General features: G+C 59.3%; 24 protein-coding genes. 4 read left to right on the top strand and 20 right to left on the bottom strand.

All coding sequences use genetic code 11. The features are described from left to right. Window positions 1–7 precede the first annotated feature (7 nt). From HM1_RS16475 to pcrA, 8 genes are all read right to left on the bottom strand, one after another. A complete protein-coding gene (locus HM1_RS16475; protein WP_012284003.1) occupies window positions 8–847 on the bottom strand; it encodes a methyl-accepting chemotaxis protein in 840 nt (279 codons plus the stop codon). Between the two features lie 306 nt (window positions 848–1,153). Further along, window positions 1,154–2,089 carry a ketopantoate reductase family protein gene (locus HM1_RS13765; RefSeq protein WP_012284005.1) on the bottom strand — a complete coding sequence of 312 codons (936 nt, stop codon included), beginning with the start codon at window positions 2,087–2,089 and terminating at the stop codon, window positions 1,154–1,156. 109 nt (window positions 2,090–2,198) lie between these two features. Then, window positions 2,199–3,704, bottom strand: a complete 1,506-nt coding sequence (gene gatB / locus HM1_RS13770; protein WP_012284006.1) for an Asp-tRNA(Asn)/Glu-tRNA(Gln) amidotransferase subunit GatB — start codon at window positions 3,702–3,704, stop codon at window positions 2,199–2,201. Window positions 3,705–3,758: 54 nt separating this feature from the next. Continuing rightward, window positions 3,759–5,222, bottom strand: coding sequence for an Asp-tRNA(Asn)/Glu-tRNA(Gln) amidotransferase subunit GatA (gene gatA, locus HM1_RS13775; RefSeq protein WP_012284007.1), 1,464 nt, complete (start codon window positions 5,220–5,222; stop codon window positions 3,759–3,761). Between the two features lie 83 nt (window positions 5,223–5,305). Next, complete coding sequence (gene gatC, locus HM1_RS13780) at window positions 5,306–5,590, bottom strand: Asp-tRNA(Asn)/Glu-tRNA(Gln) amidotransferase subunit GatC (protein ID WP_012284008.1); 285 nt, start codon at window positions 5,588–5,590, stop codon at window positions 5,306–5,308. Window positions 5,591–5,616: 26 nt separating this feature from the next. Next, window positions 5,617–7,929, bottom strand: coding sequence for a hypothetical protein (locus HM1_RS13785; RefSeq protein ID WP_012284009.1), 2,313 nt, complete (start codon window positions 7,927–7,929; stop codon window positions 5,617–5,619). Between the two features lie 306 nt (window positions 7,930–8,235). Next, window positions 8,236–10,263 (bottom strand): NAD-dependent DNA ligase LigA, encoded by a 2,028-nt coding sequence (gene ligA, locus HM1_RS13790; protein ID WP_012284010.1) that lies wholly within the window; start codon window positions 10,261–10,263, stop codon window positions 8,236–8,238. A gap of 83 nt (window positions 10,264–10,346) precedes the next feature. Continuing rightward, window positions 10,347–12,542, bottom strand: coding sequence for a DNA helicase PcrA (gene pcrA, locus HM1_RS13795; RefSeq protein ID WP_012284011.1), 2,196 nt, complete (start codon window positions 12,540–12,542; stop codon window positions 10,347–10,349). 151 nt (window positions 12,543–12,693) lie between these two features. On the opposite strand from pcrA, the gene HM1_RS15870 reads away from it, so the two are divergent. Continuing rightward, window positions 12,694–12,870: a hypothetical protein gene (locus tag HM1_RS15870; RefSeq protein ID WP_012284012.1), complete on the top strand. Its 177-nt coding sequence runs from the start codon at window positions 12,694–12,696 to the stop codon at window positions 12,868–12,870. An 84-nt stretch (window positions 12,871–12,954) separates the two neighbouring features. On the opposite strand, the gene HM1_RS13800 is transcribed toward HM1_RS15870, so the two are convergent. Both HM1_RS13800 and HM1_RS13805 read right to left on the bottom strand, forming a co-directional pair. Next, on the bottom strand, window positions 12,955–13,359 hold the full coding sequence (locus HM1_RS13800; protein WP_041314067.1) for a hypothetical protein: 405 nt from the start codon (window positions 13,357–13,359) through the stop codon (window positions 12,955–12,957). 44 nt (window positions 13,360–13,403) lie between these two features. Then, window positions 13,404–15,476 (bottom strand): beta-propeller domain-containing protein, encoded by a 2,073-nt coding sequence (locus HM1_RS13805; RefSeq protein WP_049754193.1) that lies wholly within the window; start codon window positions 15,474–15,476, stop codon window positions 13,404–13,406. Between the two features lie 239 nt (window positions 15,477–15,715). On the opposite strand from HM1_RS13805, the gene HM1_RS13810 reads away from it, so the two are divergent. Continuing rightward, window positions 15,716–16,210 carry a hypothetical protein gene (locus HM1_RS13810; protein WP_012284016.1) on the top strand — a complete coding sequence of 165 codons (495 nt, stop codon included), beginning with the start codon at window positions 15,716–15,718 and terminating at the stop codon, window positions 16,208–16,210. Between the two features lie 120 nt (window positions 16,211–16,330). Here the strand turns inward: HM1_RS13810 and HM1_RS13815 are convergent, their stop codons facing one another. Next, window positions 16,331–17,713, bottom strand: coding sequence for an MFS transporter (locus HM1_RS13815; RefSeq protein WP_012284017.1), 1,383 nt, complete (start codon window positions 17,711–17,713; stop codon window positions 16,331–16,333). A gap of 233 nt (window positions 17,714–17,946) precedes the next feature. Between HM1_RS13815 and HM1_RS13820 the strand changes: the two genes are divergently transcribed. Continuing rightward, window positions 17,947–18,993 (top strand): DNA-methyltransferase, encoded by a 1,047-nt coding sequence (locus tag HM1_RS13820; RefSeq protein ID WP_041314070.1) that lies wholly within the window; start codon window positions 17,947–17,949, stop codon window positions 18,991–18,993. 32 nt (window positions 18,994–19,025) lie between these two features. On the opposite strand, the gene mnmL is transcribed toward HM1_RS13820, so the two are convergent. Further along, the gene (mnmL, locus tag HM1_RS13825) at window positions 19,026–19,997 is read right to left on the bottom strand and encodes a tRNA modification radical SAM protein MnmL/YtqA (protein ID WP_012284020.1); all 972 of its coding nucleotides are present in this window, start codon (window positions 19,995–19,997) and stop codon (window positions 19,026–19,028) included. Between the two features lie 281 nt (window positions 19,998–20,278). Between mnmL and HM1_RS16440 the strand changes: the two genes are divergently transcribed. Further along, window positions 20,279–20,728 (top strand): YckD family protein, encoded by a 450-nt coding sequence (locus HM1_RS16440; protein ID WP_012284022.1) that lies wholly within the window; start codon window positions 20,279–20,281, stop codon window positions 20,726–20,728. 118 nt (window positions 20,729–20,846) lie between these two features. On the opposite strand, the gene HM1_RS13835 is transcribed toward HM1_RS16440, so the two are convergent. From HM1_RS13835 to hisB, 8 genes are all read right to left on the bottom strand, one after another. Next, a complete protein-coding gene (locus tag HM1_RS13835; protein WP_012284023.1) occupies window positions 20,847–21,104 on the bottom strand; it encodes a hypothetical protein in 258 nt (85 codons plus the stop codon). Between the two features lie 60 nt (window positions 21,105–21,164). Next, window positions 21,165–21,644 carry a nucleoside recognition domain-containing protein gene (locus HM1_RS13840; RefSeq protein ID WP_012284024.1) on the bottom strand — a complete coding sequence of 160 codons (480 nt, stop codon included), beginning with the start codon at window positions 21,642–21,644 and terminating at the stop codon, window positions 21,165–21,167. 96 nt (window positions 21,645–21,740) lie between these two features. Next, the gene (locus HM1_RS13845) at window positions 21,741–22,217 is read right to left on the bottom strand and encodes a nucleoside recognition domain-containing protein (protein WP_012284025.1); all 477 of its coding nucleotides are present in this window, start codon (window positions 22,215–22,217) and stop codon (window positions 21,741–21,743) included. A 160-nt stretch (window positions 22,218–22,377) separates the two neighbouring features. Further along, window positions 22,378–23,055 carry a bifunctional phosphoribosyl-AMP cyclohydrolase/phosphoribosyl-ATP diphosphatase HisIE gene (gene hisIE / locus HM1_RS13850; protein ID WP_012284026.1) on the bottom strand — a complete coding sequence of 226 codons (678 nt, stop codon included), beginning with the start codon at window positions 23,053–23,055 and terminating at the stop codon, window positions 22,378–22,380. Further along, a complete protein-coding gene (gene hisF / locus HM1_RS13855; protein WP_012284027.1) occupies window positions 23,043–23,828 on the bottom strand; it encodes an imidazole glycerol phosphate synthase subunit HisF in 786 nt (261 codons plus the stop codon). Before hisF ends, hisIE begins: the two co-directional genes overlap by 13 nt. Further along, entirely contained in the window at window positions 23,822–24,559 is a 738-nt protein-coding gene (hisA, locus tag HM1_RS13860; protein WP_012284028.1) for a 1-(5-phosphoribosyl)-5-[(5-phosphoribosylamino)methylideneamino]imidazole-4-carboxamide isomerase, read from the bottom strand. Before hisA ends, hisF begins: the two co-directional genes overlap by 7 nt. Then, window positions 24,553–25,167, bottom strand: coding sequence for an imidazole glycerol phosphate synthase subunit HisH (gene hisH, locus HM1_RS13865; protein WP_012284029.1), 615 nt, complete (start codon window positions 25,165–25,167; stop codon window positions 24,553–24,555). The genes hisA and hisH overlap by 7 nt, the downstream gene beginning before the upstream one ends. Before the next feature lie 167 nt (window positions 25,168–25,334). Continuing rightward, on the bottom strand, window positions 25,335–25,922 hold the full coding sequence (gene hisB, locus HM1_RS13870; protein ID WP_012284030.1) for an imidazoleglycerol-phosphate dehydratase HisB: 588 nt from the start codon (window positions 25,920–25,922) through the stop codon (window positions 25,335–25,337). Window positions 25,923–25,928 lie beyond the last annotated feature (6 nt).

A 25,928-nucleotide genomic window follows, 5' to 3' on the forward strand; every position in this document is an offset into this window, starting at 1 on the left:
TGCGCGCTTACATGTCTTTCGCGAGCATTTGAATTTTTTCCGCCGTCAGGGCCAATTGTTCCATCGCTTCGGAGATTTGGTGGGTAGCCTGGGCCTGGACAGAGCTGAGTTCGTCCGACCGGGAGATTTTCTGGCCCATCTTCTGGATCTCTTCGGCGATGGCGGTGAGGATGTTTTTGATCTCCTTCACCGATTGTTCGCTGTCCATGGACATCTTGCGGATTTCTCCGGCTACGACGGAAAAGCCGCGGCCATGTTCCCCCGCCCGGGCCGACTCGATGGAGGCGTTCAACCCGAGCAGGTTGGTCTTGTTGGCGATGCCGGTGATGAATTTGAGGATATCGTCCGTCTTTTTCAGGCGTTGCAGTACCGCTTCGCTGGAGGCTTTCAATTCGGAAAGGTGCGAAGCCAGGTTGCCGGCGGTGGCGGCCACCTCCTGACTGGTGGCCGTCATCTCTTCCGACGATGCGGCCAACGACTGGGCGATATCTTGAAGTTCCATTTGAGCCGACATATCCAGCCCCAGCCCCAACGCCCCGATGATCTGCCCCTGCTCGTTTCGGATAGGGGCTGTCGCCGCTTTAAAAGGTACGCCAAAGGCCTCCTTGGGGATGATCGCTGTGTACGGCGCCCCCGAGCGCAACGCCTCGTACATACCGTCGCCCGGTTTTACGGCCTCACCGACGCGGATCCGGATATCGATAGCCTTGCCGGGCGAGTAATAGATAAAATGCTCCCTGTCTGTGATCCCCATCATGCAGTCAAAGGGAATGATTGCTTTAAAATAGGGGGCGCTGCGAATCAATTCATTGAGGATCTCGGCGCCGGTCTTTTCCCGGTTATCCATAATTCGACGCTCCTTTCACTGGGCTACATGAATCTTTCCACGAAAGGGTCCTCTGTGCAACATGAAACTCCGAAACAGGTGCCTGGACGAAGGAATTTTCTTGTTATTCTGTTCGACGGAAAAAATCGTTCTCCTGTTCTTTCCATGGAGAAAACCACTTGATTCAATATCGGTTTTTGGCTTTTTGGAAAAGTCACCATGACGCAGAACCGGCGGCGGTTTTTTCTGCGGTGAAGAAAAAGAGGCTACACCACCGTTCATGGGTGTGTGCAGCCTCTTTTTTTCATCTGGTTTGGTCGATACCGTTCAGCCGCTTTGTCCGATAAGCTTAGCATATACCTCGCCGTGGGTCGGCGTCGGAACGCCGAGCTCGGCGCCTGTACGGACGATATACCCGGAAAAAGACTCCAGTTCTGTCCGATTTCCCTTCTCAAAATCCCGTTGCATCGATGTGGTGCTGTCAGGGCCAAAGGAAAAGACCGACTTCATGGTCTCTTCGACAATCGCCTCCGGCAAGGGAACGCCTTGGGCACGCGCAACAGCCTCCACCTCTTCCATCATGGCGCGCAACTGGGCCAGTCGCCGGGGATCGCCGGTGATGGCGCCGACAGGGGCCTGATAGTAGGAAGTGATGCCGCCGAGGGAACAGATGAGCAGATACTTGCTCCACAGGGCCACGTCAGCATTAGCGACATGCTTGGCCGCGATGCCGGACCGACGAAACAGGCCCGCGATCGCTTCGAGTTCCTCGGGAAGGATTTCCGGTAAGCCCGGCTGGCTGTCGACGCCGTAGACAATGCGGCCGGCACCACCGGAGATGACGCCGGGCGATTCGATCATCGAGAAGATATAGCAACACCCATTGAGCACCCGGCCCCGAGGCAGGGCGGCCCGCAAACGCTTGGCATGATCGACACCGTTTAACAGAGGCAGGATGATCGTCTGTTCCCCGACGAGGGGTATCATTTTGGCCGCCGCCGATTCGAGATCATAGGTCTTCACACAGAAGAGCACAAAGTCGACAGGGCCGATCTCAGCGGCGTCCTCTGTCGCTAGAGCCGGCTTGGCTGTAAACTCGCCCTCCCGGCCTTTGACTACCAATCCGCGCGCTGCGATGGCTTCCCGGTGTCGGCCGCGGACCAGGAAAAACACTTCATCTTCCCCTGACGCTGCGGCGGCAGCAGCGATTTTTCCGCCAAAATACCCGCCGACACCGCCCAACCCGACGATTGCGATGCGCATGTCTCTTCGCCTTCCTTGTTCTCATGTGTAGAGGTGTTTGTCCGTGCGCGGAAAGGGCAATCTCTTATCTCACCGGAGTTTTGTGCGCTGTTCGGCTGACTCGGGTCCGTTACATCTTCGCCAGTTCTTCTTTCAGGAGTTTGTTCACCAGACCGGGATTGGCTTTCCCTTTTGTCGCCTTCATGGCTTGGCCGACGAGGAAACCCATGGCCTTCTCTTTGCCAGCCTTATAGTCGGCAACGACGGAAGGGTTGGCGGCGACGATCTCGCTGATGACGCTGGCGATGGCGCCCTCATCAGAGATCTGGACGAGGCCCTTTTCCTCGACGACCGTCTTGGCCGCCTTGCCGGTGGCAAACATCTCCTCAAAGACGGTCTTGGCGATCTTCGTCGAGATGGTGCCTTCTTCCAGCAGGCGCAGGAGGCCGACCAGGTTATCGGGGCTGATCGGGCTGTCCTGGAAGCCCTTTTCCGAAGCGTTGAGGAAGCGCGTCAGTTCGCCCATCATGTAGTTGGAGATCTGCTTGGCCCGCTCCTTCGCCTTACCGTCAGCTTCCGTTCCGGCGGGGACGGCGATGCCGTAAGCGGCGCAGGCGGCGTCGAAGTAATCGGCCATGGCCTTCGAGCTGACGATGATGTCGGCGTCATACCGGGGCAGGCCGTAAGATTGGATGAGACGCGCGCGCCGCGCTTGTGGCAACTCGGGCAGGGTCCGGCGGACCTTGTCTACCCACTCGCGGGAGATGACGAGAGGAACCAGGTCAGGGTCGGGGAAGTAGCGGTAGTCGTGGGCCTCTTCCTTGCTGCGCAGAGAGATGGTCATGCCCTTCGCCTCGTCCCACATGCGCGTCTCCTGGACGACCGCGCCGCCTTCGCGCAAGATCTCGGCCTGGCGCTCGATCTCGTATTCGAGGGCGCGCTGAAGGGCCTTGAAGGAGTTCATGTTCTTCAGTTCCGTCCTGGTGCCGAATTCCTTCTGCCCCCAGGGACGCAGAGACACGTTGGCGTCACAGCGCAGGCTGCCTTGCTCCATCTTGCAGTCGGAGACCTCGGTGTACTCTAGGATCGCCTTCAGCTGTTCCAGATAGGCGATGGCCTCCTCGATGGAGCGGATATCCGGCTCGGAGACGATCTCGATCAGCGGCACGCCGGTCCGGTTGTAATCGGCGAGGGAATAATCGGCGCCGGAGAGGTTCACGGCGCCGGCGTGAACGAGCTTGCCGGCGTCTTCTTCCATGTGAACGCGGGTGATGCCGATGCGCTTTTGCTTGCCACCTGCCTCGATCTCGATATACCCGTTCTTGGCGATGGGCAGGTCGTACTGGGAGATCTGGTACGCCTTCGGCAGGTCGGGGTAGAAGTAGTTTTTGCGGTCGAACTTGGAAAACTCGGCAATCTCGCAGTTGAGGGCAAGACCGGCCTTCATGGCGTAGTCGACCACCTGACGGTTGAGGACCGGCAACACGCCGGGCAAACCAAGGCATACGGGACAGACGTGGCTATTCTGTTCGCCGCCGAACTCGGTCGTGCAGCCGCAGAAGATTTTGCTCTTCGTGTGCAGTTCGACATGGACTTCGAGGCCCATGACGATCTCAAAATCGAATTCTCTTTCCATCGTTTCGTGCATTGCATTCGTTTCATTCATGACGTTCATTGATTGGCCCAACGGTCACACCCCCAAATCCGGCATCTTGCTGTGGCAACCGGTCGCCTCTTCATAGGCGTAGGCGATCTGGAGCAGGCGGGCCTCATCAAAGGGTTTGCCGATGATCTGGAGGCCCACCGGCATGCCCTTGGCGAAGCCGGCGTTGATCGAAAGGCCGGGGATGCCCGCCAGATTGACCGACAGGGTGTAGATGTCGGACAGATACATCTGAAGGGGGTTGTCGGTGCGGTCACCGAACTTGAAAGCCACCGTAGGCGTCGTCGGTGAAAGGATGACGTCGAACTTCTCGAAGGCCTGGTCGAAATCGTTCTTGATCAGGGTGCGCACCTTGAGCGCCTTCAGGTAGTAGGCATCATAGTAACCGGAGCTGAGGGCGTAGGTGCCCAGCATGATGCGGCGCTTCACCTCGTCGCCGAAGCCTTCAGCGCGGGTCTTTTTGAACATAGTGATCAGGTCGTCGGCCGACTCAGAACGGTAGCCGTAACGGACGCCGTCATAGCGGGCCAGGTTGGACGACGCCTCGGCCGGGGCGATCAGGTAGTAGACGGGGAGGGCGTACTCCGTATGGGGCAGCGAGCATTCGGCCACTTCGGCGCCGAGGTCTTCGATGGTCTTGACGGCCTTCTCGATGACCTCTTTCACCTCAGGGTCCATGCCGTCGCCGAAGTACTCCTTCGGCAGGCCGACGCGCCAGCCCTTGATCGGTTTGCCGAGCAGCGACGTGTAGTCGGGGTAGTCGACTGGGGCTGATGTAGAGTCCTTGGCGTCATGGCCGGCGATGGCGTTCATGACGTGGGCGCAGTCGCGCACATCGCGGGTGAAGGGGCCGATCTGATCGAGGGAAGAAGCGAAGGCGATGAGGCCGAAGCGGGACACGGCGCCATAGGTGGGCTTCAAGCCGACGACGCCGCAAAAGGCGGCGGGCTGGCGGATGGAACCGCCCGTGTCGGAGCCGAGGGAAAAGACAGCCTGTCCGGCGGCGACGGAAGCGGCAGAACCGCCTGAGGAGCCGCCCGGCACCCGCTCGATGTCCCAAGGGTTGCAGGTGGCGAAAAAGCCTGAGTTCTCTGTGGAAGAACCCATAGCGAACTCGTCGAGGTTGGTCTTGCCCATCATGACGGCGCCGGCTTCTTTCAGTTTGGTGACAACGGTGGCGTCATAGGGCGGCACAAAGTTGTTGAGAATTTTCGAGGAGCAGGTGGTGCGCACGCCGTCGGTGCACATGTTATCTTTGATGGCCATGGGGATGCCTTCGAGGGGACCGATGGCCTCACCAGCGGCGATCTTAGCGTCGACGCGGGCAGCTTGTTCGAGGGCCTTGTCCACCGTCAGGGTGACGAAAGCCCGGATCTTCGGTTCCAGCGCCTGCATCCTGTCGGCCTGGGTCTTGACAATTTCAGTGGCGCTGACTTCCTTGCGGACGAGCAGGTCGTGTAGTTCATGGGCTGTTTTCGTGTACAGCTTCACGGAGATCCTCCATTCGTCGGTTCCGGCGACCGGTTCCGATGCTGATCGTTGGGGGTCGGTGATCAGGGCAGGTCTACCACTCATCACACGATCCGGGGAACGCGGAAAAAGCCATCTTCCTCTTCAGGCGCGTTGGCGACGATCCTCTCCCGTTCCATGGAGGGGTCGATGCGATCATCGCGCATGACGTTGTGGAGCGGGAAGACATGAGCTGTCGGGGGGACGTCTTTCGTGTCCAGCCCTTGCAGGCGCTGGGCGTAATCGAGGATGGCGTTGAGTTGGGTCGTGTATCGTTCCAAGTCCGCCTCAGACAGTTCCAGGCGAGCCAGCATGGCGACGTATTCCACTTCCGCTTTGGTAAGGGCCATCGGTTGCACCTTCCTCCGTCTAAAAATCACTTCATCTTGTTATTCTTGACGAGGTTCGAGCCCAGGGTCTCGGGCTCCTCAAAGATATCTTCCTCATGGGTGAGGTAAAAGCCACAGAACTTTATGAGCACCCGCTTCAGGATATCGAGCCGTTCCTTCGATATGGTATCAATGACGGCATACTGCCGGTATAAGGTGAGATTGCCTACCTGCCGCACCATTTCCCCGCCTGGGTTTAGGCAGTGAATATCGGTAAGGGGGATGCCGTCGACGGTATGCTCAACAGCGACAGCGCGCAGGGCGTTCATCAATTGAGCCGTCAACCCGGCTTCCAGCCACTTGTAGCGGAAGATGTCACCCTGCCCCTTCTGCCAGTCCCGTTCGGGCGGCGACAGATCAGGCAACTTCTCGATAGCATCCTGCAAGGCGGTCTGATCGGCGATCCGGAAGATGGACCGACAGGAGCTGGCGCGGTGCCCTTCGGCGGTGATCAGCTTCGGTTGAATCTGCTTGCGCCGCAATTCTATGACGAAGTAAAGGATCCGCCTCGATTTCCGCCGCCAAAGGCTGAGCCATTCAAAAGGCATTTCATTGCCGGTGTTCAAACCCAGTTCTCGGATATAGCTGACGACAGGCGTACGGTACCAGGGGGGGAAGAAGAAGGCGATGCCGCCGTAGCGATAACCCTCCTCCCAGGGCATGAGACGGCAGAAGAGCAGGAAACCCGCTTCATAGGGCGGTGTTTTCGGGTTGTACTCCGGGTCGCGGATGAAGAACCTTTCCTCGCCGAAGACATCGCGAACCCAGTAGCCTTTTTCTTCCAGAGAGAGGATCACATAAAAGCCCGGCCTGTTCCGCTTCCAGTTCTTCAAGGCATCCCGCAGGGCCGGCGGCAGGTGACTGGCCACCTCCTGTTCGAAAGCGTCCAAGGTCGTGCCGCCGCCGCGCAGACGGCGGTCAAAGACAAACCATTCCCAGAAGAGGGTGCCGAGCGGGTGGTCGGCAAAGGATGTCTCCGGTTCGTCCGTATGGCGGGCGAACTGGCTCCACTCCCGCTTCCACTGTTCGGCGAAGCGCCAGTGGATAAATTGGGTCATCAGGGAGCCGATCTGCGCCGTTTCGGCGACAGCCCGGGCAACAGGGTCATCATCGGTATCCCGCCCCCAGCCTTCAGGCCCGATGAGCGGATCGTCGAGCTTGACTTCCCAAGCGTCAAGCAGTTCTTCAAAGTTGGTGTAATTGCCTTGCCGGAAAGCATAGTTGGCGATCTCCGGCAATCGGTACGGTCCTCGCCCGGGGGTATGGCCGATGAGACGGCTGCGGCGCAGGTCGCGGATCAGCGCGTTGAGCCGCTCCTCAGAGACGGTGCCGACGGCGATCTCGCGGCGGCCGACCCAGACCTGGCCGCGGGCGTCACGGGCCACATCGACGCCCATCTCAATGGCGTCGTTCATGTGGCTCATATAGACGACAGCCGTCCCTCGCTCGCCATCTTCCACATGGCAACCCTCTTCATTGCGGAGGGTCTCTAGGATCAGATCGCTATTGCGCGTCGGAAAGACGCGCCAGTACCAGAACCCTTGAAAAAAAGGATCCTGGCCAAAGGGCACCTTCAGGGAAGGCTCGCGGCGGATGCTCGAAATGACCCAGCGGCCTTCCTCCCGGATGAGGTAAAAATGGGCGCGGAAGGTGAGGAGAAACTGGTCCCGGCCGATGAGCGACTCAGCGATCAGGTGGACGCCCTTGGCGCTGGGCGATTCCTCGACGACGACGCCGCGGAGGACGCTTTCCCCCTCATGTTTTTTCAGCATACGCCGGGAAAATTCCTCCCAGTTCGCATTCCGCTGCCGGACCCGGCGAGGCAGGAGACAGTAGACGAGGCCCCAGTCATCGACAGCCCTGGCCTGGAAATAGGCGTGCACCACTTCCCTCGGTTTGAGGGGACGGTCGAATAGGCGCGTCATCAAGGCGTGCCATTGGTCATCTGTCAGGGGATCCTGGTCTTGCAATGTTCGGCGCAGCGCCGTAATCTCTGTAGGGATCTCTACATCAGCCTGTTCCAGATCGCGCAGGATCTGATCAAAGAGGTTCAGGGCTTCTTGTATGGTGAGATCGACCGTGAGGTCGGGCAAACCGGAAAAAAGACTGTCCCCTTGGCCAAAGGGCACTTGGTCGAACCAGTCGATCTGGGATTCAACAGGATTGCCCACGACGAAATGGACAGAGATCCCCTGCACGCCGATCCGCCTGGTCCCCCAGACCATCATCATGGAGATGACGCCCTGGAGCCGGAAGGGCGCCGCTTTGGCGATAAATTGGAATATTGGAACAACCTTCACGCTCGACGGCCTGCCTTTCCTACGTGGATATCCGATGGTGTATATGCAAGCGGTCCGTCAACAGAGAACCGAAACCCCTCTTTGGCGGTGTGATCGGCCCACAGGAAGGGCGCAGCAAATAGACATCTTTCCGACGGCCATCTGGATTAAGGCCTGGACGACGTCGACAGGCGGGACTTCAGGCGAGTCAGCAACGACAACCGTCGTCCCGTGGGGCATGACAGCGTCGGCAAAGGCCTGCTAGCCGCCGCTGAGCAGAATGTCCCCATTCTGTTTCTTTTTCGCCGTCACACCAGTCCTTCCCTGCTAAACCCGGTCGATCAACTGCAAAAAATCCGCTTCCGAGAGGATGGGGATGTTCAGTTCCTTCGCCTTTTCGAGCTTGGACCCGGCAGCCTCGCCGGCGATGACCAGGCTCGTCTTCTTGCTCACCGAAGAGGCCACTTTGGCCCCGCGCTCCTCCAGCAGTCGCTGGGCTTCGCGGCGGTCAAGGGTCGTCAATGTCCCCGTCAAGACAACGGTCTTGCCGGCGAATGTCTGGGGAACGCCGGCGTCACCTGCTTTCTCTGTCTCCATCTGCAGGCCCTTCTCGGCCAAACGGTCGATCATCTGCCGGTTGGCCGGGACGGCGAACCAGCGCTGAAGCGACTCAGCCATCTTAGGGCCGATCTCGCTCACCGCCTGCAGTTCCTCCGTGGTGGCTTTCATCAGTTGATCCATCGAGCCGAAGTGGCGGGCCAGGGTCTTGGCCGCCGTCTGCCCCACCAGGCGGATGCCGAGGGCGAAGATCAGCGCCGCGAGGCCACGGGATTTGCTGTTTTCGATGGCGGCGATCAGGTTGGCCGCCGACTTTTTGCCCATCCGCTCCAAAGGGGCCACTTGCTCCGCCGTCAGGTCGTAGAGGTCGGCAGGGTCGCGAACGAGGCCGGCCTCCCAGAGGAGGTTGACGACAGCCGGGCCGAGGCCCTCGATGTTCATGGCGTCGCGGGAGGCAAAGTGGATGAGCCCCTCCTTGGCCTGGGCTGGGCAGGCCAAGGAGGTACAACGGATCGCCGCCTCCCCTTTCAGCCGGCTGACGGGGCTGTGGCATTCCGGACAGGTCTGGGGCATAAAGAAAGGCCGTTCCTCGCCGGTCCGTTTTTCCTTGAGAACGGAAAGCACCTCGGGGATGATATCGCCAGCTTTTTGAATGACTACATAATCGCCGATATGGATGTCGCGCTCGCGGATGATGTCTTCATTGTGCAAGGTGGCCCGGCTGACGGTCGTACCGGCGAGGCGCACCGGCTCCAGCTCCGCCGTCGGGGTGATCACGCCGGTGCGGCCCACTTTTACGGTGATGTCCCGCACCCGGGTGATCGCCTGCTCAGGCGGAAACTTGAAGGCGATAGCGTAGCGGGGGCTCTTGGCTGTCTCACCCAGGAGGGGATACTGGTCCAGTTCGTTGACCTTGACGACCATACCGTCGATCTCGTAAGGCAGGTCGTGGCGGTGTTCGGTCCAGTACCGGCAGTAGTCGATGACGTCATCGATGGTCCGGCAGTAGCGCCGCTCTGGGTTGACAGGCAGTCCCAAGTCCTCCAGCATTTGCAAGGCTTCCACCTGTTCGCCCACGCCGTCGGCGCCTTCGAGATGCAGGATATTGTAGAAATAGGCCCGCAGCGGCCGCGAAGCCGTCACCTTCGGATCCAGTTGGCGCAAGGAGCCAGCGGCAGCGTTGCGCGGGTTGGCGAAGGCCGCCTCGCCCGCCTCTTCCCGTTCCTCATTCAAGCGGGCGAAGGCCGCTTTGGGCAGGTACGCCTCGCCGCGCACCTCCAGGGACTTGATGTCTCTCTTCAGCCGGAGAGGCACAGCGCGGACGGTCTTGATGTTCTCGGTGATGTCTTCCCCGATAAGGCCGTCCCCTCGGGTGGCGGCCCGGATGAAGCGGCCCTCTTCGTAAGAGAGCACAACGGTGAGGCCATCGATCTTGGGCTCTACCACATATGTAAGGGGGCGATCGGCCCGCTCACGGGCGCGGCGATCAAACTCACGCAGATCCTGATCGTCAACGGCGTTGGCCAGCGACAGGAGCGGAACGCGGTGGCTAACGGCGCGGAAAGCCGCCAAGGGCTGTCCGCCGACGCGCTGGCTCGGCGAATCGGCGGTCACCAGTTCGGGATGGCTCTGTTCCAGGTCCAGCAGTTCCCGCATCAGCCGATCATACTCGGCATCGCTGATCTCAGGTGCGTCGAGGACATAATAACAATAATCATGGCGGCGGATCTGCTCCCGCAGTTCGGCGATGCGTTGGGCGGCATCAGCCGGGGCGGGGCCGCCCTCTCTGGCAACCATAGGAACACCTCCACAACAATTTCCAGGCAAAAGTGAATCGAAGCAACATCCGCCTCCCCTGCGGTCACAGGCCTGTTCTGTTGTTACACCCGTTTTAAACCGGCATATTTGAGCAGGAGCTTCTTGATCCCCTGCTGGGGGAAAGCGACGGAGAGCTCCTGGTTTTCCCCGCTGCCGGAGGCCTTGACGACGATTCCCAGGCCGAACTTGCCATGCTGAACCTTGTCGCCGACTGTGAACTCGACGGCGTCGCCAAAGCCGGAAGCGCCGACCGCCTTGTTTGCGCTGGCCGCGGCCGCAGCAGAGCTGCTCAGGGTGGCATCGGAGAACAGTGAATCCCGCTTTGCCCGATCATCCTCCTCGACGAGCAGGGAAGCCGGGATTTCTTCCAAAAACCGGGAGGGCTTGTTAGAAACAGTATTGCCGAAAAGGGTTCGCCTCCATGCGCGGGCCAGGTAAAGGCGCTCCCGCGCCCGCGTGATGGCCACATAGCAGAGGCGGCGCTCCTCCTCGACCTGGGTCTCTTCAAACTGGACGCGGCTGTGAGGAAAAACGCCCTCCTCCATGCCGGCCACAAAGACGACAGGAAACTCTAAGCCCTTAGCGGAGTGCATTGTCATCAAGACGACGGCGTCTTCGTCTTCATTATAATTGTCCGTATCTGATACGAGGGAGACGCCGGCCAGGAACTCTTCGAGCGTCTTGTCATCGGCTGTCCGGTCAAACTCCTTGGTGACAGAGAGGAATTCCTTGATGTTCTCGATGCGGCCTTTCGCCTCTTCCGTCTTTTCGGCCTCCAACTCACGCACATAGCCTGTGCGATTCAAGATAGCTTCGACGATCTGGGTGACGAGCAGCGACGGCGCTTCCCGGCGCAGTTCCTCGATCATTTGGCCAAAGGCAGACAACGCCTTGACGGCCCGGGACAGCCCCGGCACTTCGCCGACCCGCGCCAGGGCCTCGCCGACAGTCCAGCCCTCACTGTCAGCATGTTCGAGCAGCTTTTGCACTGTCGCATCGCCGATGCCTCGCTTAGGCACGTTGACGACGCGCCGGAAGCTGACCGCATCGGCAGGGTTGGAGATAAAGCGTAGATAAGCGACAATGTCCTTGATCTCCTTGCGCTCATAGAAGCGCAGGCCGCCAAAGATGCGATAGGGGATGCCGGCGTACATGAAATGTTCTTCCAACACCCGCGACTGGGCGTTGGTTCGGTACAAGATGGCGAAGTCGCGATAGGGGCGGTTTTCCGACTCAGAAAGCCGCTTGATGGTCCGGACGATATAGCGCGCCTCGTCGTGCTCTGTTTCGCCTTGATAGGCGACGATGGGCTGGCCTGACGGGTTCTGGGTCCAGAGCTTTTTCGATTTGCGCCCCCTGTTGTTGCCGACGACGGCGTTGGCCGCTTCGAGGATCTTGCCGGTGGAGCGGTAGTTTTGCTCCAACTTGAGCACGACAGCCTCAGGGTAATCGCGCTCAAAGTCAAGGATATTCTGGATATCAGCGCCCCGCCAACCGTAGATGCTCTGGTCGTCGTCACCGACAACACAGAGGTTGCGGTACTTATCGGCGAGCAGTTTCACCAGCACATACTGGGCATGGTTCGTGTCCTGATACTCGTCCACATGGATGTACCGGAAGCGGTCCTGGTAGTTGTCAAGGACATGGGGAAACTCCCGAAACAGGCAGACACCGTTGACGAGCAGATCGTCAAAATCCATAGCGTTGTGGGCTTTTAATTTCTTTTGGTAAATATGGTACACTTTGGCAGATATTTGCGCAAAATGATCATAGGCCTGCCTTTCAAAGGCGACGGGACCCACGAGCCTGTTCTTGGCCGAACTGATGGCGGCGCCGACAGCCTGAGGCTTGAAGCGCTTCTCGTCGATGTTGAGCTCTTTCAAGCACTCCTTGAGCAGGCGCTGCTGATCATCATAGTCATAGATGACGAAGCTCCGGTCATAGCCGAGCTTTTCCCCGTCTTTGCGCAGGATGCGCATGCAGGTGGAGTGAAAGGTGGACACCCAGACATCGTGGGCGCGTGGTCCGATGAGGCGGCCCAACCGTTCCCGCATCTCTGCGGCCGCCTTGTTGGTAAAGGTGATGGCTAGTATATGAAAGGGACTCACCCGGCATTGTTCGATCAGATGGCCGATGCGGTGAGTCAAGACGCGGGTCTTCCCGGAACCAGCCCCGGCAAGAAGCAAAAGAGGCCCCTCTTGGTGCAGGACGGCCTCGCGTTGAACCGGATTCAGGGAGTGTAAAAAATCGGTCGACAATGGTTTTCCCCCTTCTGGATGCCCTCCAACATGGTCTTTATTGTACCACAAAATGGGCTTTTGTGAGAAAAGGCAGTCGCGGCGGCGGTTTAAAATGCTGGACCCCGCGGGAAAACTAGGCGCAGTGAAGGTGACAGGAGGAGAGACAAGGATGCGGTACAATCCGGTCTATTCGGCATTTGAAAAAATCCAGGCCATGAACAGTCTGAAAAACTATCAACGCCTGCTGGACGAAGAGATCCGCAAGTCGGATCCGAATCTGGAAGTGATCAAGTACTACCGCTCTCGCCTCAGCCGTTGCCGGCAGATCCTGGGGGGACGGGGGTGACCGCTGGCCTGAATAAACATACAAGAAGGAGTGGCTGTACGCTTAGGCAGAACAGTCACTCCTTCTTTTGGTGAGGATGAGGAGTTATTTGTACCGGTCCTTATCCCCCATCCCATCGGCGGTGATCTGGTTGTGAAAGCCCTCTTCCACCTCATGCTCCCGGACAACGGCATCGAAGGTCTCCAAATCCGACTTCTGGGCCGGGATGGTCTCCAGGTTGTTCCGGGCGCGGGGCGTGAAGTCGGCGCCCAGTTCCGCTTCGGCCCGCGCCTCAGCGTCATTCATGGCGTTGCGGGTTGTCGGCCCTTCCGCATCCTGTCCCGGAATAGCCCGCGCCTTCATATGAGGGATGCCGAAACCGAAGTTGCCTTCCCCGCTGAAACCGGCCGTGCCCGCCGATATGATGCCCGGCGTCTCTCCCTCACCCGGGTTGGGCAGCGCGTCGAGCTTGCCCTTCGGCAGTTCAAATTGATCCAAGTCCCTACTCATAGGCGTACACCTCCCGGATCTAGTATCCGGGGCGGCTATTCGCCTTATTCGCCGGGAATGGCCAGATTTCCCCGCTCTTCCAAGGTGTCCATGCCGTGGGCCTTGATCATGCGGTTGGACAGGGTGTAGAGAGAATCATTGATGAAAAGGATACGGTTGACGAATTTCTCACTGTCATAGTAGTACTGGCCAGCCTTCTGATAATCCTCGTCGCTCAAGTGGGTGATCCGCCCGCGCAGTTCGAAACCCTTTTCCAGACCGACAGTGTACACGTAAGCGCCCTGAAAGGCGAAGGTGCCGTAGGCGGGAACAGGGGAGACTTTTTCACCGGAGGGTGCGCCGGTCGGCTTATCCACTTCCATCAACTGGACCGGGAAGGCGAGCAGGCGCTTCTCCTTGCTGAAGAGGAGTGCCCGGTGGTCGTAGAGCAGTTCCGAGTCGGTACCCCGGTCGCCGATGAAGGCCACATGCTTTTCGACGGGATGCTCCACGTCGGATACGTCGAAAAGGGCCATCTTCATGCCCTGGTAGTAGGCGTTCGTGCCGATGACGCGGCCTTCATGGTCGGTGATCGATTGTTCGATTGTGTCCTTGCCGAAACCGATGATATGGTTATCGTCATAAGGGTGCAGATAATTGCTGTAGCCGGGGATCTTCAGTTTGCCCAGGATACGGGGCGCCTTCGGCTCCTTCAGGTCGATGACAAAGAGGGGATCGACAGTGCGAAAAGTGACCATGTAGGCCTTCTCGCCCATGAATCGGACTGAGTAGATCTGCTCGCCCGGCGCGATGCCTTCAAGCTTGCCCACCGGCTTCAGGGACTCATCGAGGATGTAGAGGTTGTTTTTCGATGTGTCAGCGCCCTGCGCCCAGGGGCTGCCGACAGTGGTAGCGATGCGGAAGAAACCGTCCTTTTCGTCCATGGAGAACTGGTTCAAAACCCGGCCGGGCGCCTCGCCCATGCCGACATAGCGCGTCTTGGCGCCTTCGAGGGCGAACTTGAAGAGGCGCGTCTTTTCTTCCGGCGCCGTCTGCGGCCACGCCCTCTCGCCCCCCATGATCCGGAAAACAGGGCCGCGGTAGGTGTGCAAGGCCACGTAGAGATTTTTGGTGGAGGCATAGACGGTCTCACCGGCGCCCAAGTAGGTTGACAGGTGGGGCGATTCCTTGGGGTTCTCTGTATTCACCGCGGCCACGATCAGGTAGTTCGGCTCCATAAAGTCCGGAAAACAGCGGATCTGGTCATAGCCGATGCGCGCTTTTTCGGCGCCTGTCGCCGTATCTTTGTACCAAGGAAGGACTTCAGGGGTCTCCTTTTCCGGAAGACTGACCCCAAGATAACGGTTAGCGATAAGATATAAAGATGCACCGATCTTGCGGGAAGACACGTAGTTGCCTTCCAAGATGGTCTCTCGCAGCTTTTGCGGATGGGCTTTATTAGCGATATCGTAGACAATGGCCTTCACCGTGCCCTGGTAAGGGCGGTACGGGGGCGCGATCATGGCCCTCTTCGCGGTTCCATCAGTGGGGACGAAAAAGGCCTCATCACGGCCGCTGCCGATGACGATGAGGTGTTCGGCGTCTACATAGATCTCCCGGGGAGCAAAGAAGGCATCATCAAAGGTGATGACTGAGGCGATGGCCAATTGGCCGACCGGGTGGGCTTTGGCGATGATGACGCGCCGATTGTTCACCTGATAGATGTACCCGCCGTCAGTCTTGACAATGTCGGCTTCATCGACACCCTCGACCTGCACGTTCGTCGTGGAATAGTCCCGCTTCGCAACGGACGCTTCCGCGCCGGAAGGCCTGTCAGCAGACGGCGCCTGCGCCGAAGGCGCTGACGTTACGGCCCGACGTTCTGCCCAACCTGCATTCGCTTTGGTCGCCGATTGCGCTGCTTCCGGCGCCGCACCGCCCTTATACCTGTTCGCGTGAGCAGCAGCTTTTTCAACCCATCGCTTAAGATTCCCATAGGATCCGACGACCGGAAGTCCTTCTTGGTCCGTCGATCCGCCTGCTGCGAGGGCTTGGCACCCCGACATCAGGACACTGCTGAAAATGGCCGCGATCAGCGCCCGGCTCACCCAACGCTTTTGCTTTTTCAAGATACCCAAGGGATTCTCCACCTTTCCCGTGATTCGTCTACACTCTAAAGACGTTCCGGGCGCCTCTTTCGTTCCCATGATCAACTGCTTGATCCATCAGACTGTTTTTTCTCGGCTGAGGGAATCCTTTTTTTCCATTACCGATTTCAACAGATATAGTGATACGAAGAGATTGTAACATGATCCCTTTTATGCTATGGTAATATTAAGAATTCCTGAACATAGCTTGTGCAGGAGGTGATCGTAACATGGCTCTGGAAAGGACCTTTACCCCGACGAATCGACCCTGTCCCATCCACCCTTCTTTCGTCCATCCCGGTCTTTCTTCCCACTTCTCTTCTCACTGCCTCTCTCTCGAAGCCTGCAACCGTTGCGACCCGCAGCAGTGTGTCGTCGGATTGATTCGCAATATGTCGGAGCAGGTGATGTTAGAAAGCCGCCGTAACCGGGTAAAAAAGGCCTCGCAAGGGGAGAGGCGCTCCTTCAGCCGCCAAGAGGCGGTGGAACTGCTGGCCCTCTTTTTGGTCCGCTGCCGTCACTGCGGCAAGGGACACGAGGAAGAATGCGAACTCAACCTTGCCCGGCTCGGTCTCGAGTACGCCCTGACGGGCCATGGCGACCTGTTCAGCTACCAGGGAAACCCCGTCCTCTTTCTCCTCAACCTGCGCAAATCGGACCCGGCGCTCGCCGACGAAGTGGTGTGCGAGTATGACCGCTTGCGCAGGATCTCCGACGTCCGGTAGGCGGTACAGGCAGCACAGGTGCAGGCATAACAAAAGCGGTCCCTTCGGGGCCGCTTTTTTATGCCCATGATTGCGCTATCTGCACCATTTCGCTGTTATCATGTTCATCAGACCGTTCCCTTACTTCTCTCGCAGCCGCGTCGTCAACAGCAGCCCGAGCGATGCGATGACAAGAAGCGCCGTAAAGATATCGACAAAGCCATCTTTTGGCTGTCCAAGGCTCGTCGCCGTCGCCAACAGACCGCCCATCACGACAGGCCCCAAGGTATTGCCGAGGGAGCGGATGACGGTCATCACCGCCAGGCCGCTCGACACCTCCCGCCTGTCCACCTCGCCCATGACCAGGACATTCAGCGGCGAGCCGACGATGAGACCCAAGCCGCCGCCGAGCAGGATGAAGCCGAAGGTAACGATCATGATATAACGGGTCGACACATCCGCCGGCGATCCGATCTGCTCGACCAGGACGGCAAGGACGACAGCGCCGACGGCAGTGGCGCCGAACCCGAGAGAAAGGGTCCGGGAAGCGCCGAAGCGATCGACGATAAGGCCGCCGAGGGGAGAGGTGACGACGCTGGCCAGCGCCAGCGGAACGACCATGTAAGAGGCCTTCCCCGGAGGAAAGTGGAGGACATACTCCACATAGGCGGGCATGAAGAGGACCGTCAGCATGACCATGCCGGAGAGCGCGGCCAGCAGGAAAATGGTCAACAGCCGGGGGTTTTGGAAGTAAGCAGGGTTGACGATAGGGTCTTCGGCATTTCTTTCCACCCAAAAAAGCAGCGGGATCAGGAGCAGCCCGGCCAGCAAAAACAGATAGACGTTCGGCATCCAGACGCCGGACCAGCCTTTTTGCCCCTGAATGTGGGTAAGTCCCAGCATGAAGCAGAAGATGACCATCCCGACGAGCAAAGCGCCCTGCCAGTCCATGGCTTTTACCTGAGGCTCCACCTCTTCGGGAAGACCGAAGGCCAGCACGATGAGCAGCGCCGCCGCCGGGACGTTGATCAAAAACAGCCAGGGCCAGGACAGGTACTGAATGACGACGCCGCCCAAGATCGGCGCCACGATAGAGGCGATGCCCCAGGTGGCCCCGTAGAGGCCGAGCGCCCTCCCCCGCCGCTCTTGGGGAAAAGCGAGGCCGATTTCGGCGACAGCCACCGGCAGGATGCCGCCGCCTCCCAGGGCCTGCACCGCCCGGCCGACGAGCAGCAGATAGAGGCTGTCCGACAGGGCGCAGAAAAGAGACCCGACGGCAAAGAAGGCCATCCCGGTCATGAAGATGCGCCGCCGGCCATAACGGTCAGCGAGCTTGGCTGTGATCGGCATGGACACGGCGTAGACGAGCGTATAGACGGTGACCGCCCAGACGCACCATTTGGGAGATATGTTGAAATCACGGACAATCGTCGTCAGCGCCGGCCCGATGATGCCCTGGTCGAGGGCGCCGAGGAACACGCCGGACAAGTAGGTGACGAGGATGCGAATCTGCTGGATGGTCAAAGAGAAACCTTCTTTCGGTCGGCTGTCGCTGTTCGGCCAGGTTATCGCTGAAGCCGAAGACATTCGTTATTCTTTTTCGTCAAAACAGCGGAAATATCCTGCGCGAAAGGAAAAGCATTGCCGATTGTCGAAATAAGTCGGTAGAATTACCGAAACAAGAGGGATCCTGATGAATCCTATAGGTTTCTGTAGGTTGCGCAGGAGCCTGAAGTTCAAAAACCTGGAGGAACAAAATGACACGGGAACATAGCAAAAAAAGCGCCAAGGAACTGCCCCACCCCTTGATGCGCAACTCGAAGGCACCGAATAACCGCACCCTTTTTCTGGAGCCCGAGGACTGGCAGCGCTACAGAGCGATTCCCTCAGTGGATGAACTCGCCGTTGAACATACCGCTGATGAATCAAAGGCTGTCGAACTCACCGGTGACGTACTGATTGGTGAAGCACTGACCCGTGACGCAGGGATTGGCGCTCAACCGGCCTGCCGCTGGCAGGCGGATCGGATTTACTGCGGCGACGCCCTGGTCGGCATGTCCCGCCTGCCCGCCCGGTCGGTCGACCTGATCTTCGCCGACCCGCCCTATTTTGGCCTGAAAAAAGATTTCGGGTCAGGCAAGCGGTCGAACCCTTGGAAGACGATAGAGGAATACATGGAATGGACCCGCGCCTGGTTCGCCGAGGCGGCCCGCTTGCTCAAGCCTCATGGTGCCATCTATGTCTGCTGTGACTGGGAGTACTCAGGGCGCGTCCAGGAAATGCTCTCCGACTCCTTCGATGTGCTCAACCGGATCACCTGGCGGCGCGAGAAGGGCCGCGGCGCCGCGAAGAACTGGAAAAACAACATGGAAGACATCTGGTTCGCCGTCGTCGACAGCAGGCAGTATATCTTCAACCTGGAAGACGTGAAGTTTCGCAAAGAGATCATCGCCCCCTACACGACGACAGATGGCAAGCCGAAAGACTGGGTAGAGACGGAAACAGGCGAACGCTTCCGCATGACCTGCCCGCCCAACATCTGGACCGATCTGACGGTCCCCTTCTGGTCCATGCCGGAAAACACGCCCCATCCGACTCAGAAGCCGGAGAAACTTGTCGAACGGTGCATCCTGGCCAGCAGCAACCCCGGCGCCCTGGTGCTCGATCCCTTTATGGGCTCCGGCACGACGGCCGCCGTCGCCCGCCGCCTTGGGCGGCACTTCATCGGCTTTGAGACGAACGAGGACTATGTCCGGCTGGCGATGAAGCGGCTGGACCGGGTATCCCTTTGCGGTCCGGCCTAAACCGATCATGACTGGACTTGATAGAGCCTGCGTCAGTCCGACTGCTTCGGCAGCGCACAGTCATAATTTTTCCCTTGCCAACTGTTCCGCTCTTCCAGCAATCGGTCGATCCCCTGCAAGGTTCCCCATTTGCGGCTGATCCACTGGGGGGCGACGAGCAACTCTCTGGGGGCGTCCCCCGTCAGCCGCTGGATGACCATCTCCGGCGGCAGGATCTCCAAGGTGTCCACGACGAGCCGGATATAGCTGTCCCGATCCAAGAGCGGCACCTGCCCCGCCGCGTGCCATTCGGCGAGGCGGGTGCCTTTCATCACATGAAGGGAGTGGAACTTGACGCCCTGCACATCCATGGCGGCCACCGCTCTTCCCGTCTCCAGCATCGCCTCCTCCCCTTCGCCGGGGAGGCCGTAGATGATGTGGACGCAGACGCGAATGCCGCGCGCGCGCAATTTTTCCAGGGCTGCGTAGAAGGTCGCCGCGTCATGGCCCCGGTTGATCCGCCGCAAGGTGTCGTCGTGGATGCTCTGCAACCCCAACTCCACCCAGAGGTAGGTGCGGCCGTTCAGTTCCACCAGCAGGTCGAGCACGTCGTCCGGCAGGCAGTCGGGCCGAGTCGACAAGGAGAGCCCCACGACGCCTTCCTGAGCCAGCGCCTCTTCATAGAGCCGGCGCAGCAGACGGGGATCGCCATATGTATTAGAAAAAGCCTGGAAGTAGGCGATGTACTTGCCCTGAGACCACTTGCTTCTCAGCCGCTCCCGTACCTGCCGGAACTGATCGCGGATCGCTTCGGAGGGATCGCCGGCGCAAGCGCCTGAGCCCTGGGGACAGCAAAAGACACAGCCTCCCCTTCCGGCGGTGCCATCGCGATTCGGGCAAGTCAGGCCGGCGTTGAGGGACACCTTCATCACCTTCTCGCCGAAACGGGCGCGCAGGTGCTGGTTCCAAGAATGATAGCGCTTGTCCCCCCAGAACCGGGGGGGCTTTTCATTATTTGCAGTCAATGAGGATTCCGCCTTTCGTCAGGCCTTCGGCAACACCTTTCGGGTATTCGGTCTTTTGGCTGCACAAGATGACAGGGACTCCGTAACAAAACTGTCACAATGTTGTGACCTCGTTGTCACCGTGCTGTCGCAAAAGCGACACCTCCAGGAGGTATACTAAACCCGTAAAGAAAAACCACCTGAAAGGGAGCGTCGGCTTTCCGGCACCAGAGGAATCGGTGATACGAGGACATGGGGAGCCGAGACAGCTCAGGGTAAGTATCGAAAGGAGTCGATCGGTCATGGAAAAGACGTGGGCAAACCTGAAGAACAAGTGGATCATCGCCGGCCTCGCCGGAACGCTCATCCTGGGCGCCGCCGGTGTCGCTTCGGCGGCCTTGACGACGGAGCAAACGAACGAGCTGACGGCGCTTCGCACCCAGATACACAGCTTGCGCAAGCAGATGGTGCAAAAGTACGCCGACTACGGCCAGATTACGCCGGAACAAGCCAAAACCATCACGGACCAGATGGATGCGCGCTTCTTGACGCGGCTACAGCAAGGCTTTGCTGACCGCGTCCCCGGCCAAAACTGCCCCATGATCGACGGTTCGGCAGCGCCGGGCGGGCTCGGGAAAAATAGCGCCGCCGGCCAAGGCTTCGGTAAAGGCGCTGGACGGGGCCCCGGCGCACGCGGCGCGGGACAAGGTCTGGGCATCGGCGGCGGGCAAGGTTTCGGCGCCGGTCGATAATCAATCTCATCGGTAAAATCCCTGACGCGCTCCTGCGTCAGGGATTTTCTATTGGACCTATTTTTCTGAGCCTGCCGCTCCGAAACCATTCCAAGACAATGATTTCACGGAAGGCTCGTCAATGCCGGAATTCCCCGTGCCATTCGGTATCCTCGGGATCCTCCTCGATGGCTTCCTCTTCCTCGATGATGTCCCAGGACAGGCGGATGCTCATCCCCTGGTGTTCGCCGCGATCGAACTTGGTCTGCAACAGGATCTGCTTGGGAACCTCGATTTCCGCGTCGCCAACCCTAAAAGCGCCGTCTTCCAACTGCTTGATGACGCCGGACAGTTCCTTGACAGCCTGATCAATCGTAACGACTCTGGCTCTGGCCACAAACTCCCCTCCTCGCCTCATCCCAACGATGTGTTGTGATGAAACTAGTATGGGCAGTTTTTACGAGTTTGATTGGGCCGCCTTGCGCACCGGAACGGAAAGGGGCGGCAAAAGCCGGAGGGCGAAGAGCGCCGTGATCACCACCGATGCGACCAGGCGCAGCGCTTGCAAGAGCAGATAATCGGCGCCGATCATGGTGAAGAGCAGCGGATCCTCGATAAAGGCATGGTTTAATGACAGGAACAGGCCGATGACGGTCATCTCCTTGGCGTTGAGTGAGCCGTCCTTCCCGGCCTGGATGAGGACGCCGGCCCCGTAGAGGATGCCGAAGACCAGACCGACGACAATGGGTACGGCGGCCTCGCCGGGCAGACGAAAGAGCCGCATCAGCGGCGCGAAGAGACGAGATGCCTTTTGGACAATATGCAAATCCCGGAGGATCTCCAGGAAGATGATGATCGGGATAAGAAACAAGGCCATTTTACCGACCTGATAAAAGGCATTTTGCGCCCCCAGCAGCAATGTGGCGCTGATGTCCATAACTCTACCTCCCTTTGGCTTGGTCGGAGCTGTCGTGGTTTTCTAAAGACAGTGGCGATGACACCGGTTCTCTCTAGGACTGTTCTATTCGGAACCTTAGTTTGGCCAAAGGACATTCAGCAGGAAGGCGAACAGGAACGATGTCAGCAAGCGCAGACCTGTCAGTTTCCAGGCCGGGGCGCCGAAGTTCTTGGTGATGGCCCCCTCGATCAGCAAGCCGTGGGAGATCAAGAGAAAAAAGCCGAAAATGGTCGCCTCTTTGACCGTCAGATTCAGCGGCGCTACGGCGCCGATGGCGGCGTAGAGGTTCGTCGCCAGGCCGAGCAGGATGCCCACCGAGGCTTCCCCCGGCAGGCCGATCAGTGCAAGGACGGGCGCGAAGGCGTCACCCAGCCTTCCGAGCCACGGCGTTTTGCCGAGAACGGTGACAAGGATGATCAGTGGAAACATGAATTTGGCCATGAGCCAGAGGGTCTTCAGGCCTTTGGAGAAGCCGCGGGCAAAGGTGTCCCGTGATATACCCGGTTGTTCAATGACCGGGAGACGGGGCTCATCCATGTCAGTCCTATTCATTTAAGTCCACCCCCTCGGATAAATGTACACCCGAAGGAAAGACAGCGCAACCCTCGGCGAAAGCATACGTAAAAAACGACGCTAGATGTGATCCCGCGTCGTTCTGAAAAACCAGGAGAATGATAAAGTGCAGGCCGTTTTTTAATTTTAGATTGTCTCACTATCTCCGGCGCTTCAATTCCTCTGCAATCTGATCCAACTCAATCTCATGATATCGCAACAGCACCAACAGGTGATAGATCAGATCCGACGCCTCATAGACAATCTCGCCCCGTTCATTGTTCTTTGAGGCGATGATCACCTCAGCCGCCTCTTCCCCAACCTTCTTCAGGATCTTGTCCTGCCCCTTGGTGAAGAGATAAGTCGTATAGGAACCTTCGGGCATCTCCTTTTGGCGGGAGGCGATGACGGCAGCCAAGTCTTCGAGGATTGCGCCGATCCTGCTGCCGCCTGCTCCGGCAACGCTTTCGGCGCTGTCGACAGCCCCTTTTCCCGCCACCTCCCCAATCCCCCGAAAGCAGGAGAAAGACCCTTCATGGCAGGCCGCCCCGACCTGCTCGACCTGCCAGAGCAGGCAGTCGCGGTCACAGTCGTACTCGACGGCGGTCACCTGCTGGAAGTGGCCCGAGGTGGCCCCTTTGTGCCACAATTCCTTGCGGCTGCGGCTATAAAAATGGGTCTGGCCCGTCTCCAGGGTCTTTGCGATGGACTCCCGGTTCATATAAGCCACCATCAGGACGCGGCCGGACGCGGCGTCCTGGATGACGGCCGGGATCAGGCCGTGGGCATCAAACTTCAGTTCATCGATAAAGGAAGGGGCAACGTTTAATCTCGCCATTGCCGCACATGCACTCCCCTCTCCCGCAAGTACTCCTTCGTCTCGCCGATAGTGTATTCCCTGTAGTGGAAGATCGAGGCGGCCAGGGCGGCGTCGGCCTTGCCCACCGTCAGCCCCTCCACAATGTGATCCAAATTCCCTACGCCGCCGGAGGCGATGACCGGGATGGTGACGGCTTCGCTGACGGCCCGCGTCAAGGGGATGTCATAGCCGTCTTTGGTGCCGTCCTTGTCCATGCTGGTGAGCAGGATCTCGCCGGCGCCCAGTTCCTCGACGCGGCGCGCCCATTCGAGCACGTCGATGCCGGTAGGCTTGCGGCCGCCATGGGTGTAGACCTCCCAGCCCTCGACCGGGTTGCCTTCGGCGTCGCGGCGGCGGCGGGCGTCGATGGCGACGACGATGCACTGGGAACCGAACTTCCAAGCGCCGTCGCTGATCAGCTTCGGCGTCTGGACGGCCGAGGTGTTCAAGGAGATCTTGTCGGCGCCGGCCTTGAGCATCTCCCTGATGTCTTCGACGGAGCGGAGGCCGCCGCCGACGGTGAAGGGGATGAAGACCTCCTCGGCGGTGCGGCGGACCACATCGAGCATGATCGCCCGGCCGTCGGAAGAGGCGGTGATGTCTAGAAAGACCACCTCGTCGGCGCCTTCCTTGTCATAGACGGCGGCCAGTTCGACCGGATCGCCGGCGTCGCGCAGGTTGACGAAGTTGGTCCCCTTGACGACGCGTCCGCCGTGGACATCGAGGCAGGGGATGATCCGTTTGGCTAGCATGGTCTTCCCTCCCTGGCGACACGGATGGCCTCCGCCACATCGATGGCGCCCGTGTAGATCGATTTGCCGAGGATAGCGCCTTCGATGCCGTCTCCTTCTAAAGCGGCGGCCGCCTTCACATCGTCGATGGTGGCGAAGCCGCCTGAGGCGATGACCTTCAAACCGGTGGCGCGGGCCAGTTCGGCTGTCGCCGCCAGGTTCGGACCGGCCAAGGTGCCGTCCTTGGAGATGTCTGTATAGACGACGCGGCGCAATCCCCGCCCTTTCATCTCCAGGGCCAGTTCCAACGCCGTCACCTGAGAGGTACCGGCCCAGCCGTCGGTGGCCACCTTGCCGTCGCGGGCGTCAAGGCCGAGGACGATGCGCTGGCCATACTCTTTGCAGGCGACTGAGAGCAGTTCCGGGTTTTTGATGGCCGCCGTCCCGATGATGACCCGGGAGACACCCATGCGCAGGTAACGGTCGATGATGTTCAAATCGCGGATGCCGCCGCCGAGTTGGACGGCCACGGTCACCGCCTCCAGGATGGCTTGGATGACGGGGAGGTTTTTCGGCTCCCCTTCAAAAGCGCCGTCCAGGTCGACGAGGTGGATCATCTGGGCGCCCTTGGCCTGCCAGGCGAGGGCTTGACTGACGGGGTCGTCGTTGTAGACGATGGCGTCCTCCATCCGCCCTTGGTAGAGGCGGACGCAACGGCCGCCTTTTAAGTCGATGGCCGGAAAAATCAGCATGAGCCTTCCACCTGCTTTCCGAAGTTTTGAAGGATGCGCAGTCCCAGGTCGCTCGATTTTTCCGGGTGGAACTGGGCGCCGGAGACGTTACCCCGGCCGGCGACGGCGCAGAAGTCGAAGCCGTAGTCGACAGTGGCGATCACCAGGTCCGGCTCGGCCGGATCGACGTAATAGGAATGGACGAAGTAGTATGCGGCCCCCGAGGGGATCCCGGCGAGGATAGCGCTTTCGCGGCGCAGTGTCAGCTCGTTCCAGCCCATGTGAGGCACTTTGAGGCCCGACGGCAGGCGACGCACCATGCCGGGGAAGATGCCGAGGCCTTCAAAATAGCCGCCCTCTTCGCTGGCTTCGAACATCAATTGAAAGCCGAGACAGATGCCCAAGAAGGGCTTGCCGGCGGCGACAGTTTCCATGATGGGCGCGATCATGCCCGATCGGCGCAGGTTCTCCATGGCGTCGGCAAAAGCGCCGACACCGGGCAGGATGACACCGGGGGCGCTGCGCACCGCCTCAGGATCGCTGGTGACGAAACCGGCGTAGCCGGCCTTCTCCAGCCCCTTTTGGACGCTCCGCAGGTTTCCCATGCCATAGTCGATGATGGCGATCATGCCCTTCGCCCCCCTTTTCTGCGGTATGATGTTTTGTTTTGCTAGAGCTTGGTCTATGATGGTTTGGTAATATTGCTCGTTCATTATGGTTTGGTCGCTATTGATTGGTCAGTTTGGCTGGTCACTATGTTTGCCAAAGATAAAACGCTTCGATTAAAGATACCCTTCTATAAAACGCCCTTCGTCGACAGCACACGTCCGGCATTATCCGGGTCGATGGCGACGGCCTGACGCAAAGCGCGGCCAAAAGCCTTAAAGATGGCTTCGATGATGTGGTGACCGTTGCCGCCTTCAAGCAGGTGGATGTGCAGGTTCATGCCCGCCCTGTTGGAGAGGGCCCGGAAAAACTCTTCCACCATCTCCGTCTCCAGTTGGCCGACCCGCTCCACGGGAATCTTAACCTTGTAGACGAGAAAAGGGCGGCCGCTCAGATCCAGGCAGACGCGGACCAGCGTCTCGTCCATCGGGACATAGGCATGGCCGTAGCGGCAGATGCCTTTTTTGTCGCCCAAAGCCTGCGCCAATGCGTTGCCTAGGCAGATCCCCAGATCCTCTACCGTGTGGTGGGTGTCCACCTCCAGGTCGCCCTGACAGCCGATGGTCAGGTCCAGCTGGCCGTGGCGGGCCAGCAACGTGAACATATGGTCGAGAAAGCCGATGCCCGTCGTCCCGTCATAAACCCCTTTTCCGTCAAGAAAAAGGTCGATAGAGATCCGCGTCTCGGCTGTATTGCGGACATAGGATGCGCCTCTCATCGCCGT

This window comes from Heliomicrobium modesticaldum Ice1, assembly GCF_000019165.1.
GTDB classification, from domain to species: domain Bacteria; phylum Bacillota; class Desulfitobacteriia; order Heliobacteriales; family Heliobacteriaceae; genus Heliomicrobium; species Heliomicrobium modesticaldum.